Origin of the sequence: Pseudocolwellia antarctica (assembly GCF_049933045.1) — a bacterium.
Classification (GTDB): domain Bacteria; phylum Pseudomonadota; class Gammaproteobacteria; order Enterobacterales; family Alteromonadaceae; genus Pseudocolwellia.
The window spans coordinates 1,245,169-1,260,185 of the sequence record NZ_CP187926.1 but is presented as its reverse complement, the minus strand read 5'-3'; the positions used below and the strand labels follow the sequence as shown (position 1 = coordinate 1,260,185).

9 protein-coding genes and 1 pseudogene are annotated in these 15,017 nt (G+C 36.4%); 9 read left to right on the top strand and 1 reads right to left on the bottom strand.

All coding sequences use genetic code 11. The annotated features are described in order from the left end of the window. Window positions 1-2 precede the first annotated feature (2 nt). From ACPUVN_RS05485 to uspE, 8 genes and pseudogenes are all read left to right on the top strand, one after another. On the top strand, window positions 3-200 hold the full coding sequence (locus tag ACPUVN_RS05485) for a cbb3-type cytochrome oxidase subunit 3 (RefSeq protein WP_426357634.1): 198 nt from the start codon (window positions 3-5) through the stop codon (window positions 198-200). Continuing rightward, complete coding sequence (gene ccoP / locus ACPUVN_RS05480; RefSeq protein WP_426357635.1) at window positions 200-1,174, top strand: cytochrome-c oxidase, cbb3-type subunit III; 975 nt, start codon at window positions 200-202, stop codon at window positions 1,172-1,174. Before ACPUVN_RS05485 ends, ccoP begins: the two co-directional genes overlap by 1 nt. Before the next feature lie 149 nt (window positions 1,175-1,323). Continuing rightward, window positions 1,324-1,815 carry a FixH family protein gene (locus ACPUVN_RS05475; protein ID WP_426357636.1) on the top strand — a complete coding sequence of 164 codons (492 nt, stop codon included), beginning with the start codon at window positions 1,324-1,326 and terminating at the stop codon, window positions 1,813-1,815. 133 nt (window positions 1,816-1,948) lie between these two features. Then, on the top strand, window positions 1,949-4,399 hold the full coding sequence (locus ACPUVN_RS05470; protein ID WP_426357637.1) for a heavy metal translocating P-type ATPase: 2,451 nt from the start codon (window positions 1,949-1,951) through the stop codon (window positions 4,397-4,399). Window positions 4,400-4,402: 3 nt separating this feature from the next. After that, window positions 4,403-4,667, top strand: a pseudogene (gene ccoS / locus ACPUVN_RS05465) (cbb3-type cytochrome oxidase assembly protein CcoS). Beyond that, entirely contained in the window at window positions 4,667-5,326 is a 660-nt protein-coding gene (locus tag ACPUVN_RS05460; RefSeq protein WP_426370133.1) for a sulfite exporter TauE/SafE family protein, read from the top strand. The pseudogene ccoS and the gene ACPUVN_RS05460 overlap by 1 nt, the downstream one beginning before the upstream one ends. A gap of 66 nt (window positions 5,327-5,392) precedes the next feature. Next, a complete protein-coding gene (gene fnr / locus ACPUVN_RS05455) occupies window positions 5,393-6,121 on the top strand; it encodes a fumarate/nitrate reduction transcriptional regulator Fnr (protein ID WP_426357640.1) in 729 nt (242 codons plus the stop codon). A gap of 73 nt (window positions 6,122-6,194) precedes the next feature. After that, window positions 6,195-7,124: a universal stress protein UspE gene (gene uspE / locus ACPUVN_RS05450; RefSeq protein ID WP_426357641.1), complete on the top strand. Its 930-nt coding sequence runs from the start codon at window positions 6,195-6,197 to the stop codon at window positions 7,122-7,124. Between the two features lie 118 nt (window positions 7,125-7,242). Here the strand turns inward: uspE and ACPUVN_RS05445 are convergent, their stop codons facing one another. Then, window positions 7,243-11,421, bottom strand: a complete 4,179-nt coding sequence (locus ACPUVN_RS05445) for a DUF6701 domain-containing protein (RefSeq protein WP_426370132.1) — start codon at window positions 11,419-11,421, stop codon at window positions 7,243-7,245. A 536-nt stretch (window positions 11,422-11,957) separates the two neighbouring features. Between ACPUVN_RS05445 and ACPUVN_RS05440 the strand changes: the two genes are divergently transcribed. Next, entirely contained in the window at window positions 11,958-14,630 is a 2,673-nt protein-coding gene (locus ACPUVN_RS05440) for a TonB-dependent receptor (RefSeq protein ID WP_426370131.1), read from the top strand. Window positions 14,631-15,017 lie beyond the last annotated feature (387 nt).

Here is a 15,017-nt window from a genome sequence, read left to right as displayed (position 1 = left end):
ATATGGATTACGGAACGCTTCGAGGGGCATTTGCCCTACTAATTTTGGCACTATTTATCATCATAGTGGTTTGGTCATACAGCAAAACAAGAAAATCTGCATTTGAAGATGCTGCTAATTCTATTTTTGAAGAAGATAGCTCTGAAAAAAATGTATCTAACCAAGATGATTTCAGTAAACAAGCAGGAGACAAAGATTAATGTCTAGCTTTTGGAGTATATGGGTTTCAGTTCTTTCCCTAGGCACACTGGTATTTATGTACCTTGTTTTACGTATGTGTTTAAAGAACTTTGCTGGTGTTCCTGAAGGTGAGTCAATGGGACACACTTTTGATGGCATTGAAGAATTAAACAACCCTCTTCCTAAATGGTGGAGTACGTTTTTCTTAGCAACAATTATTTGGGGTTTTGGTTATTTATTGCTTTACCCTGGTTTAGGTAATTGGCAAGGTCTTTTAGGCTGGCAGAGTTCTAACCAAGGTATTTTAAACCTTGAAGAATCTAAAGCTAAAACAGCTGAGTACCTAAAAGAAGGTTCAAACGTTTTAGTTCAGTATGATCGTGAAGTTCATGCTGCTGACCTAAAGTATGGTCCTATCTTTGAAGCTTATGCTGCACGTAGTATTCCTGAATTAGCAGCTGATAAAGAAGCATTGAAAGTTGGGCAACGTTTGTTTTTACAAAACTGTTCACAATGTCATGGTTCAAATGCAGGTGGTACAACTGGCTTCCCTGACCTTACTGATAAAGATTGGTTATATGGCGGTTCACCTGAAGCGATTAAAAATACTATTTTACATGGTAGAAAAGCGAACGGAATGATGGCTTGGGAAACAGCACTTGGCGGCGACAAAGGCGTTAAAGAAGTTGCAGCTTATGTAATAAGTTTAAGCGGCAGAGAAGTTGACCCTGACCTTAAAGCAGCTGGTGAGTCTAAATTCCAAATGTGTGCAGCATGTCATGGTCCAGATGGTAAAGGCAGCTTAGCAATGGGTATTCCTTTAGGCGCACCTAATCTTACAGATGATGTTTGGTTATACGGTGCTTCTAAACGTGCTATTGAATCATCTATCAAAAATGGTCGTGCAGGTGTAATGCCAGCATGGGAAGCTATTTTAGGTGAAGAAAAAGTTCACGTGATAAGTGCTTATGTTTACAGTCTTTCTCAAGACTAACTAAAAACATAAATACACAAAATATAAAGCCTTATTAAATTTTTTAATAAGGCTTTTTTATTACAAACTGTTTCATATTTTATTGGTTCAAACGTAATAAAAACGTATAATAGCGCAAAATTATCATTCTATTAATTAAAGGCGTAACAATGGGTACATCTTGGTATAAAGAACCATGGGCATATCTAGTATTTGGCTTACCTTTTACCGCAGTAGTTGCTGGTATTGGTACATATATAATTGCTAACCATGAACCTGATCCGCTTGTTGTAGGTAATTATTATAAGAAAGGTAAAGCCATTAATTTTGAATTGGGTAAAATCAAACTGGCGCAAAAACTGGGCATGGAATTTTCTTTAACGTTAAAAGATCATGAGCTAGTAATAAAACCAACGGGTATAGAAAAAGAGTTTTCTCTTTTACATGTTAACTTCTATCACCCTACTCAAGAATTTAAAGACTTTTCGTTAACCTTAACGCCTGATGGTGACGGAAATTTCAGAGAAGATATTCCTCAAGAAGTTAAAGGAAAATGGCAAGTAACCTTATCTACATTTGATGACAAATGGAAAATTCAAAACACCATTTATTTACCACAACCTACAGCCATCATTATTAAACCAGCACCTAAAGACAGTTAAGTAAAAATATCATTAATATCAGAGTTGCTAGATTAACTAATCACTCTGGTATTAATTGTCAGCTTATCTATAACAAGTGTTACACAGCTAGTTAACCGTCATATAGCTAATCATATAAACAAGTTAAAATCTTATGTCATCTTTGTGTTTTCATTGCGGTGAAATTATTCCTAAAGGGATAAACTTATCAGTTAAAATCGACAATATTTCTCAACCTATGTGTTGTAATGGTTGTGAAGCCGTTGCTATGGTTATTGTTGAAAACAAATTAACTGATTATTACCGTTTTAGAACGGAGCCAGCACAAAAAGGTGAACAGCTTATACCACAACAGCTAAAACGAAATATGCTGTTAGATGATGAAAGCCTACAAGACGAATTCACCTACAAAACCGACGAATACAAAGAAGCCATTCTTACCATAGATGGTATAAGTTGTGCTGCCTGTGCTTGGCTAATCGAAATGCAGTTATCGAAAACTGTCGGTATTCTTTCTATAACGGTTAATGCGACAACGCAGCGTGCAACAGTAAAATGGCAAGATGAAAAAGTTAAATTAAGTGATATCCTCAAACGTATCGACAGTATTGGCTACAAAGCCCTTCCCTTCAAAGCCAGCCGAGTTGAAGAATTAAATAAAGCGCAAAGTAAATCATTCATCAAACGCTTAGGTGTTTCGGGCATTTTAATGATGCAAGTGCTGATGATTGCCGTCGGATTATACTTCGGTGCATTTTCTGACATGACTGAATACAACTCAATTTATTTACGCTGGGCTAGCTTGATATTAACGCTACCTATTGTGACTTATGGTGCATTTCCATTTTATAGAAGCGCAATCAACACATTAAAAATGAAACGTCTTTCCATGGATGTTCCTGTATCTATAGCTATATCTCTGGCTTTTTCGGCCAGTGTTTGGGCAACAGTTAGTCAACAAGGTGAAGTTTATTTTGAGTCTGTTGCTATGTTCACTTTCTTGTTACTTATCGGTAAATTCTTAGAGTTCAGAGCAAGAATGCGCGCCTCACATGTTTCGGCAAATTTGCTAAAACTTATGCCGATGACAGCCACTAAGTTAACGTTGAACGACGCTAATACTGATGCAGCTCAGCAAGAAGAACTTATTGCAGCAAAGCATTTAAAGAAATTTGATTTAGTATTAGTAAAACCTGGAGAAACAGTTCCTGCTGACGGTATTATTATTTCAGGAACGAGTCATATTAATGAGTCGATGCTTTCAGGTGAACAAACGCCTGTGGCTAAAAACGTTGGCGATACCGTATTAGCAGGCACAATTAATGGTGATGGCAACATGACTGTTGAAGTAAAAAAAGAGAACCAACATTCGTTTTTAAACCAGATGATACGTTTAAGTGAATCATCTCAAGCCCATAAACCCAGGTTAGCTAAATTATCAGATAAGATCGCCCAGTACTTTGTTGCGACTATTTTGCTAACGTCTATCGCCACCGCTATTTATTGGAATATTCATCATCCTGAAGAAGCCTTTTGGATCACCCTTTCAGTATTAGTAGCAACCTGCCCTTGTGCTTTATCGTTAGCAACACCAACCGCATTAACGTGTGCAACGGTAACACTCAATAACAAAGGCATTTTGATAAAGTCAGCTCATGTAATGGAAACATTACCTAATGTTAATTGCTTCGCTTTTGATAAAACAGGTACGTTAACCACAGGCGAGTTTACTGTGAGTAATATTGAGTTATTTGTTCAGGACATGAATAAAGAACAAGTACTCGCATTAGCTGCTGGTTTAGAGTCACATTCTGAACATCCTATTGCCAAGGCTTTTGTGCAGTATCGAGATTTCTCACTTAATGTTACGCAAATAAAAGTTACTGCTAGCTCAGGTGTTTCAGGTATTTATCAAGATAAAGCTTACCAAATAGGACGCCCTAGCTGGTTGTTAGAAAATTTAACGGCGTCAGAAGCCGATAAGCTCAAAAATGTAATGACAGCTCAGTGTGTACTTGTGGAGAATAATCGCCTAATTGCAGCATTTTATTTAGACGATAACATCAGAAACAACGCTCCAGAATTAATTAGTCAGCTGCATAAGCAAAAAATTTCAACACTTATGTTGTCAGGCGATAATCAAACTGGCTGTGAAAAAACGCAAAAGGTTTTACAGCTATCAGAAATTCATAGTAATTTAAGTGCTGAAAACAAAGTTGAATTATTAAAAGCAAAACAGAGTAATCATGTAGTTGCTATGGTGGGTGATGGCGTTAACGATACTCCTGTATTTGGTGCAGCTCATATCTCTATAGCTATGGGTAGTGGCACTGATATTGCTAAAAATGGTGCTGATATTATTCTCCTTAACAGCAACTTAAGTAATATCACTTCATTGAAAGCTATTGCAGTTAAAACCAAGCGAATTATTTGGCAAAACTATTTATGGGCTTTCGGCTATAATGCCATCGTATTACCACTTGCTATGTCAGGCTACATTACACCTTATATGGCTGTTATTGGTATGTCGGCAAGTTCTATATTAGTAGTGACTAACTCACTGCGCTTATTAAGTAAAAAACATGAAACTAGCGATAAGAGATAATCAATGAGCATAATTTACGTATTAATTCCTATTGCCGTACTTTTAACCGCTATCGGTCTTTACCTTTTTTTTCTGGGCAGTTAAAACAGAACAGTTTGATGATCTTGAGAAGCAAGGTCTGAGCATTTTATTTGATGACGAAAAAGAAAACAGTTCTGATGAAAGCATTACAAAAAGCAACTCATCAGATTTACAAACAGCAGAACAAGCGTCAGTAAATAACACAACATCCTCTCAAAGCCCAGATAAGCAATCAAAAGATAATTAATGGATATTGATTACTTTTCAGCATTTGTTATTGGTATATTGGGCTCAGGGCACTGTTTAGGCATGTGTGGTGGCATCACCTCTATGTTAACCTCGGCTTTACCTAAAGACTCGTCATACTCGAAAACTCTATTAGTTATTTGTTATAACCTTGGCAGAATACTTTCTTACTCGCTTATTGGCGCTATTGTTGGCTTTACTGGCTCAGTAGCTGCAAAAAACATAGGTGTGCCTTTAAGTGGTTTGCGTATGGTATCAGCCATATTTCTGATATTTTTAGGTTTATATATTGGCAAATGGTTAATGTGGTTATACAGAATTGAGCGTTTAGGTAAGTTTATTTGGCGTTATTTATCACCTTATTCAAAACAACTTATCCCTGTAAACTCTCCAGCTAAAGCACTCGGCTTAGGTGCTTTATGGGGTTGGCTACCTTGTGGATTAATCTACTCGATGCTGACTTGGTCATTAGCGAGTGGTGATGTGACTAAAGGGGCTTTAATCATGACATTTTTTGGTTTAGGCACTTTACCCGCTTTACTTATTATGTCGTACAGTTTTATAAAAGCTAAAACTCTGCTTATCCATCCTACATTTAGAAAGTTTATGGCGTTAAGCCTTATCTTTTATGGTGTTTATAGTTTGTATCTATTACGTTAACCGATTGCATATTTTGCCCTGTTCTAATATCATTTGATCTTAATCATGTATTAAATATGGATACACATGGAAAGTAAGCAGCCTGCGTTCAAATCACATATTCACTGTCAGAATTGTAGTATTAGTGAGTTATGCCTCCCTTTTTCTTTGAATGAAGAAGAATTAAATTCTCTCGACAACATTATTGACCGCAAAAAACCTATCCATAAAGGCGAGAAGCTTTTTCAAAGTGGCGATGAAATGAAGTCGTTATACGCTGTTCGCTCAGGTACATTCAAAACATATAAAATAGATGAGAAAGGTGATCAACAAATAACAGGCTTTCACTTAGCTGGTGATTTGCTTGGTTTTGACGCTATTGCTAACTCAGAACATCCTAGTTTTGCTTCTGCACTAGAAACCTCAATGGTATGTGAAATTCCCTATAACACCTTAGATGAACTTTCAAATGATATGCCTAAGCTGAAAAAGCAAATGTTAAGAATGATGAGTATGGAGATCTGTTCAGATCAAGAAATGCTTATGTTACTTAATCATAAAAATGCAGAACAACGCTTAGCGACTTTCATCAGCACTTTAAGTAGTAGATTTCAAAAGCGTGGTTTTTCACCATCAGAGTTTCGTTTAACGATGACGCGAAGTGATATTGGCAATTATATTGGTCTTACTGTTGAAACCATTAGTCGTTTACTCAATCGTTTTAATAAGAATGAATTAATTGGTGTTGAAGGAAAGTTAATTACCATTAAAGATGCTGATGGCTTGAAAGAAATTGCTCAATTGAAAGTAGATTGATTTCAAACAATAAAAAATATCAAACTTACCCTATACTTATAATGAGTAAAGTAGAGAATTTGGAGTTATTATTATGAATCAATATCAAAATATACTTACGGTTATTGACCCTACCACTGACGATCAAAAAGCATTAAAACGCAGCATTGAACTTGCTCAACATACTAATGCGACTATAACGGCGTTCTTATCTATATTCGACTTCTCTTATGAGATGACAACTATGCTGTCTAGCGATGAACGCGAATCTATGCGCCAAACGGTTATAGATGATCGCCATGAGTGGATAAATAAACTGGTTAGCGATTTAAACACGCACGGTCTAACCATTCATACCAAAGTTGTGTGGCACAACCGCCCTTTTGAATCAATTATCAATGAAGTGCTAGAGCATAAACACGATATTGTTATTAAAGGTACTCACGAGCACGATAAGTTGAAGTCGGTTATCTTCACTCCTACCGATTGGCATATTCTTAGAAAGTGCCCGTGTCCTGTTTTATTAGTGAAAGATCACTTGTGGCCTGAAAAAGGTAATATTCTTGCAGCAATTAATGCAGGTAGTGATGAAGAAGAGCATCGTTCACTTAATCACAAAATAACAGATCATGCTAACGCATTAGCTAAAACTATTAATGCAAATGTTCATTTGGTCAATTCATTCCCTGGCACACCGATCAATATAGCTATAGAAATCCCTGAATTTAATGCCAACGAATACAATACAGGTATGTTAACTCATCATCAAAAAGCCATGGCTTCACATTGTGAGAAATACAATATAGCCGAAGATAAAACACATATTGAAGAAGGTTTGCCTGAAGACGTTATTGAAGACGTTGCCAACGAAATTGATGCTGAATTAGTGATTTTAGGCACAATAGGAAGAACTGGATTGTCAGCTACGTTAATTGGTAATACTGCTGAGCATGTACTTGATCGTTTAAACTGTGATGTTTTAGCCTTAAAGCCTGATGGTTATGTTTCACCTCTAGCTCAATAACGGCTCACATTTAACTACCGCTAGGCTAAAACAGGTTAAATTTACTTAATCTGTTTTAGCATTAATAATATGACCTCTTCTTGTTACATCCCCTTATTACCTGAATGTATTAACCAAATTAATTAAAAACTTCTCGTATATATATTATTCTATCGTTGCCTCTGAAGACTCCAAACGTTGCTGTGGCAAAAGGATTGTTGTCATGTGTACCATCGCCATCCCAATCAAACTGAAGCCATGGCGGTACTTGATATTCGACGTTAAGCGAACCTTGTTTATTTCCCAATGGCGCGGATAAAAAGAACTCTCGGTAAATACCGTTTTCAAAAGTATTATCAGCACTTACACTTGCATTACTATCGCTGGTGAGTAAATTATCGCTAGTATTAATATCTACCAAGCGATAATCCCATACAGATAAACCTCCACTTCCAACAGCTCCTGATGTGAACTTATTACCTAACGTTCCGTTAATACAACTTTCTTCAACGTTAGTAATAAATGCAGTGCCATTATATTCTTCAACAGACATTGGCATTAATAAGTTTGAAGTTTCTGGCCCAAAGCTATTTTCAATTTTCCAGCGACCAAATAGTACTTCAACACCTTCAGTTAAAATTAATTCTGTAGCCATGATACTAACGTCAGAGCCACTATATAAATTAATACCATCTTCATCCTCTACTTGGCTAACCACGAAAGGTATTTTTGCAGGAAAAGGAGCATATAATGAATGTTCGTTATGCTCATAAATAAAGTTATCTGTTAAATTAAATTCATAACTTAATACACCTGCATCAACTGTTGAAGACAAATCACCTTCACTCATCTGAGATGCTATGTTAACTTTTTCATCGATAACGTCAGGAGTAATACGAGGTTTCTCAAAATCTTCCTTTGGTTCATCTATAGTGACATCAGCTGCTTCCAGTTTCATAAAGCCTGATGCTGTATAGTTTTCTGTAATATTGCCTGCTGCATTGTAAGCTGTTATTAAAGCCTTAGGAGCTGATAATGAGTCATACCTTATGCTGCCATCACTATCAGTTTCTTGACCAGAATATGCCCAGTCATTAATAATACAAGCAGCATCGGGTCCATGGTTACCATTCAAACTACCATGACTATCAACCGTTTGAATAAAATAAGCAGGAGTAAAACGCCCAACATTCGCAATGTAGCCTTGTATATCGCCACCACCAATATAGTCACTATCAGTCAATGATGCAGATAGATGAATAATCCCTACTTCCGAGAAGTTGTAATTATTATCTAAAATACTGCCATTAAAAGTGTTACTTGTTTCAGTTGTGAGAGCACCAACATTTGCCGTTGTAGGATCAGGTAAAAATAAGGTTCTGATTACACTTAATTGTTCATTATCAAAATGATTAGCAATGGCATTAGCGCTTAAGTCGGTAAAGCTACCTGCAAAAAAATCAGGAACCCCGTCATTATCGACATCTTGACCTGCAACCCATTGTTTCGCTATAGCTCTTAATGAAAAAGTTTCACCTGCTTTTTTGAAGTCACTTTCTGATGTGCTAGAAGCTAATGCATTAGCACTATTCGTATCTTGGCTGAAGTCTAATTGAACACCAAAGGGACGAACAACAAAAGCATTTGATGATGAATTGAAGCTTTTAATATCTCCTAAACCATCAACATCAATATCTTTTTGTGCGTTAATAGTAAGCTTACCTGCATCAGGGTAATTAAGCGTAAAATAAGCGGTAGAGTTACTATCAAAACGTAAAGACTGTTCGGTTACGTTTGTTGTAATACTTTTCGGTGTGGCATTGTTGGTAAGCTCTAAATTACTCGTACATGCACTGCTATCACCATGACAAGTGTATGAAAGGTTAATAGGAACATCTCCACCATCAGGAAAAACGCCAGTACATGAACCTGTATTATCATCAGTTCTTACTGCTTGTATAAATAAGTTTTCCGCATTAAAACCTGTATCTGATGGCTTACCCGAAAGTTGTGTCGGTATAATTGGCGAGCTGTTATTGTCATTTCCAAAAATAAAGCCAGTATCTGAGAAGACTATATTACAACTTGCACCGCTACTATCATCACAAACAAGAGGCTCTGTTGCTATGACTGTTGCATTAGCGAGAGATAAACTAAGGGTTTCAGCAATCGTATGACTAAAGTTAACACCAACAAGATCAGTACTACCAATAAAGGTTACAGATTTTTTAGTCGTCGTGGTAGATGTGTTAGTGGCTTGCAAATCAAGTGTTATCTCATCAGAGCTTAACGTTGAACAATCACTATTCATACAAGCTTTTATGGTGACTGGCTCAACTGCACAGGTTAAACCTTGACCGTCATGAATAATCTCATAATGGTCGATTAAACAACCTCCAAATTGAACTTTACCATTAAGAGCGCCAGCACTAAGAATTTCATAACCCGAAGGTGCCGCAGAAGTACGTATATCATTAGAAATAGAGATTTCTAAATAATCTCCACCGCCTCGTTCAAAAAACATAGCAGCTATATCAAAAGAGGAATATTGACTTAAAGTAAAAGAACCACCTGTATTAGAGTTGCCAGTAGGATTCTCAAATCTCAACTTATTAGCATCGCCACTGTTTGAACTACCAAATTTGTTGAATGAAACACTATCACCAGCAATAGTATCCATAACAAAACTAAATCCATCATCACTCTCTACATAAATGGTGTAATCGCCTGCGGGTAAACTAAGTATTCCCGAAGTATATACAACAAAATTGCTGCCATTTACACCATTACTATTACCTGGGTACGCTAAAGTACCTGTAAAATCATGTTCTGAGCCACCAAAATCAATACGATCTACAGTACTTGAACCACTTGCCTCAACATTATACTTCCCATTATCGATTAAACCAGTTGATGGTGAACCATCAGCTAACCAAGCAGCATGAATTGCTAAAGCTTCAGTAGTGGTATTTATCTGTACGTCTGTACCAGCATTGTTGATTTTTATACCTACAGCATTTAAAAGGCCTGTATTAGCGTCACAGCCTTGATCTATTTCAGGGTCAATATTAGTGGCTTCATACACAACAATATTACTGTAAGTACTATTTCCCGTAGGATTATCATCATTGTCATTTATAAAGAAGAGGTGGTCAAAATTTCCTGTATAAAATTGCCCTACTGGAATCGTGTAATGTGTAACACCACTTCCACTATAATTATCAAAATCTGTTATACCCCAAGATTGAGTACCATAAAGCATAAAAGTACGATCTTCACTTTGAGATAAATCGTCATCAAAACCTATAGCATGAATTTCACCTTGCTCAGTACTTTGAAAGTCAAATTCAATAACGGTGTTTTTTGTGACTGTGTAGGGGAAGTTTATTTTTTGCCACAGATTACCCTCAATAAATAAACTTAAGTTATCATCTATTATTGTTATGTTACCGTTAGCATCTTGAGTGCTACTGGCATAACGAGCAACTTCGTAAACTTGATCTACATCTCCTACTTGCCAAGCATTTCCTGTATCTGGATTAATACCACCGTTGGCATTTAAATCAAGTACGGCAAGATTGAGTGGCTGAACCCATACTTCTATACTTCTAAGAGTGTAATCATCTATATTATCTGCAAATGTCCAATCTGGGTGCCCACCTGTGTTATTACCTATACCTATTGAGTCGATTCTATTAGAATCCCAAGCATTAAAAGCAAATAGTGTTTGTGCTTCGCCGTAATTATGTACTTGCATAGAACCGTGACAGGACGTTCTATCGGCTCTTAATGAATCTCCAAAATCAAAAAAATCATCACGCGCATTAAGAACAGACGTATCATTTCCTCTAGTATAACAATGATGCCAAAATTCCATGTTACCAGTAGATATATCAGTTCCAGTAACAACACCTACAACATTTGACTCTACATTCATATTATCAATAGACTGCTGCCAAGTAACTCCAGCACTACTAACAGGAACACCTATTTCACCTAAATTCTGTGTAAAAGCATCCATGGATACCCAAACCCATTCGGTTTCACAACTACCATCCTTTTGTAGCTCTAAATAGTAACCAATACGAGTAATACCATTATCAATAGTTGTTGCTGAATTATCGATACCATAGGCGGGAGTGTTAGTAGCATAATTGGCATTAGAAAGTATATCGAGCTGATAGATTTGGGTATAACCCTGTAGTTCACTTACATTCGCATCGCTACCCGCGCCACAAGTTGCGGCATAAACTGAAGGGGAAAAGCTGAAAACACTGATAAGAATAAGAAGTATTTTAAATTTTAAGTCGTTTTTCATATCATCGTTAATCCTAACAAAATACATCCCGTCATTTTATATGCATTGCATATCTGAGTTCATAGCGGAGAAAGGTTTAGTTTTAGTTCTATTTATATTCATAAACAGAACGTGTTCTATAAAGTTTGAGTCTTAACTTATGGGAAATATTAACTTACGTACTTTATATATCTAAGTATAGCAATATTAAGATATAGAACTTCGTTAGATTACATCTTTAGTCATATTTCTTCAACATTCAGAAATTAGTTAATATTTCAAGACGATATGATATATGAATGGTTGAACATTTAGTTTTAACAACAGTGTTTATAGTCGGTAAATACAATGATGCATTTTGGTTACCCGCTCTTTTTAAGAAACTAATGACAGTCATTTAACCTCACACTTATCAAAGGGAATCTATCTAAATAATTTTAAGTTTAGCAAAAAACATTAAATATCACTCTTACCATTGACAATCTAAATAACAATCATTACCATTCGCGCAATTAAAACTACACCACCATTTAATGCAAAATTTAGGGTAAACATTGATGTCTTCTAAATACAAAAACATAGCACCTCTTTCATTATTAACTTCAATAATATTAGCGTCTTTTTCAGCTAGCTCTCTAGCTGAAACAACACCTTTATCATCAGCTGAACCATTAAGGGATGTTCTCAGTGATGTTGCTAAAACTCAAAACATTACCATTTATGCTAAGCCTTCTGTTATCAAAGGTAATGCTAAGGCAACTAACTCGATAAAATCGAACCGAGCATTGATTAATGCTCTATTGGCTGATAGCAATTTAGAAGCTGTGTGGTTAAAAAGTAATACTGTAGTTATAAAAGATAAAGAAAATAATGAATCAGTTGCGAGCATAGCAATCCCTGCTAATAACATTACAAAATACCAGAGTAAAATTGAGCGCATTAGCGTTTATGGATTACATAACCGTTTGATTTTAGAGTCAGGCACAGCAACAAAGTCAAATATGACATTGATGCAAACCCCTGCAGCTATAGTTGTTGTAGATAAGTTATTACTCAGTGAACAATCAAGCACCACCCTCCAAGATAGCTTACGTAATATCAGTGGCTTAACACAAGCAGGTAATAATTACGGTATTGGAGATAACTTATCTATTCGTGGTTTAGGGGCAAATTATACTTACGATGGAATTTATGGTGGAGCTGATTTAGAAAATGGCTACAACCCTACTCGCTCAATGACAAATATTGAAAGTGTTGAAGTATTAAAAGGCCCTGCAACAGGTCTTTATGGTATGGGTTCAGCTGGTGGTGTCATCAACCTAATAGAGAAAAAACCTCAAGAAAAAGAAAGTTATGAAATTAAAGCATTGGTTGGTCAATGGAATAATGTTGGCGTAACTTTAGATGCAACATCGGCATTAACAGATAACACAGCTTACCGCATAGTTGCTAACTACGAAGAGTCTGATGGCTATAGAGATCTTAGCTCAGAACGTTCAGAACTTTACGCTTCATTAAGTTATAACCTTTCTGCAGAGAATAGGTTTCTTTTTTCAGCTGCTTACATTAAGGATTCTATTCAAATCGATTCTGTTGGTGATCCTGTAAGAACCCTTAGCTTAGATGATATTAATGTTCCTGTTGAAGATTTAACGATTGCAGATCTTGCGAACGACACAGACGCTGATGGCGATGGCATTACAGGCGTTCAATTAACTGAAGCCCAACGTACGGAGTTATTAAGTACGGTTCTCCCTAACGATGGGCTTACACCATACGATTTAGGTGACGGCAGCTTAATTTCTCCATTATCCACACCTAATGATGGTGAAGAGATCCGTATTAAAGTTCGTCAAGATATCGATTTTTCTAGCGACTTAATGTTAACGCATCAAGTTCAATACCGTGACTATTCATCTGATTTCACACGTCAAACAGGTGGCTTAAATTTCATTTATTGGAACAGAAATGGTGAAATCAATGCAGATCCAAGAGCACCATTAGTTCTTGATGATGTTTTATACCCTTATGCTGCACGTCGCCAAGAATACCGCCAACAATTTGCAGAAGAGAAAACGTGGCAATACTTTATTGATCTAACAAATACTTGGTCTTCTGGTCTTTTTTCAGGTGAGCATTTAATTAGCGCTAACTATGAACATCGTGAAGCATCAGTTCAATCATCTTCAATATACGATCTTGATGGTGGTGGCAGCTTGCCTTATATTTTGGATATTAGAAATCCTAATTGGCCAACAGGTAATTTTGAAGATTACGATCCTAGTTTAAAAACTAATTACGATAAAACAATAAGTGCCTATGGCGTGAGTGCCCAAGAAGTCATTTACTTTGATAATGCATTAACGGGTCGCTTTGGCGTTTCTTATACGGCTATCGAACAAGACTATCAACATAAAGGTACTGATAGTGCGCCTGGCGTAGGTGAGGAGCTTGATACAGACGATTCAGGTTTATCATTTAATGTCGGCTTAAATTATCAAGTGTCTGAACAGTTTGCTACTTTCATTAATTACTCTCGCGGTCGCACCGCTTATAGCATTTTAGGTAGTTTGGATGCTGATGGTGATGATCGTGAAGATTCTGAATCAAAATCTATCGATTTAGGTTTTAGATATAAAGCTTTTGACGAAGATTTATTACTGTCTTTTGTATTATTTGAAACGAGCAGAACTAACCTAAGATATAGTAACCCTTTATATAACGATAACGAAAATGCTACTGATTACAATATAGATGTTACTCAGTATTTCTATGATGAATCTGACAGAAGTCGTGGCGCAGAACTTGATTTAAACTTAGCCATTAATGAACAATGGACCATGAACTTCAATGCAACTTACTTAGACGCTACTACCGTGCAAGGTGATGCTGAAGAAGGACAATCTAAAGGTGTCCCATTAAAGTATGTTCGCTTATGGACAAGTTACCAACATCAATTTAGCGCATTACCTGCCCCAATGAAGTTTAGTGCTGGTGTAAGTTATGAAGACAAGCGAAGTTTATATGCTTCAGGTTATGGCTTACCTTATGCTTATATCCCATCTTATTCAATCATAGACGCTGCTGTAAGTTATCAGTTAAATGATTGGGATCTACAATTAAACATCAACAACCTAACTGACACGACTTACTACAGCAAAGCTATGTATGCGGGTGGTTTACCAGGTGAAAGTAGAAATGCAAAAGTAACGGCAACTTACCGTTTTTAATGCTAAAAACTTTTACTTAACGCTAAATACATTGACTTAATATGACACATTCGAAACAGGTATGGTTACGTTGCATAACCGCGACTATTGGTGGTTATGCAATTTCTTCTGGTTTTAGTATTGCACTGGTTCCAGCATTAACCTTATGGCTAAATTACACATTATCGACGAGTGTATTAATTACCACTATGCTCAGTTATTTGTGTTATTTCATTGTGATCATATTAAGTTTCTGTTTGCCTACACTATTAAGTTTATGGCGCAATTTATTCATATTTTGCGCCCTACTTCTTTTGTGTTATCAAATGGCTACATCTAACAAACCCCTTGTTTCTGAACAGATAGAACCCGTATTAACCATAACGTCAACAATAACGTCGAACCAAA

What these genes read in the sequence shown, in the direction of transcription:
- ccoP (WP_426357635.1), top strand. Translation starts at nt 200, where the DNA reads ATGTCTAGCTTTTGGAGTATATGGGTTTCAGTTCTTTCCCTAGGCACA.
- fnr (WP_426357640.1), top strand. Translation starts at nt 5,393, where the DNA reads ATGGAAAGTAAGCAGCCTGCGTTCAAATCACATATTCACTGTCAGAAT.
- ACPUVN_RS05485 (WP_426357634.1), top strand. Translation starts at nt 3, where the DNA reads ATGGATTACGGAACGCTTCGAGGGGCATTTGCCCTACTAATTTTGGCA.
- ACPUVN_RS05445 (WP_426370132.1), bottom strand. Translation starts at nt 11,421, where the DNA reads ATGAAAAACGACTTAAAATTTAAAATACTTCTTATTCTTATCAGTGTT.
- ACPUVN_RS05470 (WP_426357637.1), top strand. Translation starts at nt 1,949, where the DNA reads ATGTCATCTTTGTGTTTTCATTGCGGTGAAATTATTCCTAAAGGGATA.
- ACPUVN_RS05460 (WP_426370133.1), top strand. Translation starts at nt 4,667, where the DNA reads ATGGATATTGATTACTTTTCAGCATTTGTTATTGGTATATTGGGCTCA.
- uspE (WP_426357641.1), top strand. Translation starts at nt 6,195, where the DNA reads ATGAATCAATATCAAAATATACTTACGGTTATTGACCCTACCACTGAC.
- ACPUVN_RS05440 (WP_426370131.1), top strand. Translation starts at nt 11,958, where the DNA reads ATGTCTTCTAAATACAAAAACATAGCACCTCTTTCATTATTAACTTCA.
- ACPUVN_RS05475 (WP_426357636.1), top strand. Translation starts at nt 1,324, where the DNA reads ATGGGTACATCTTGGTATAAAGAACCATGGGCATATCTAGTATTTGGC.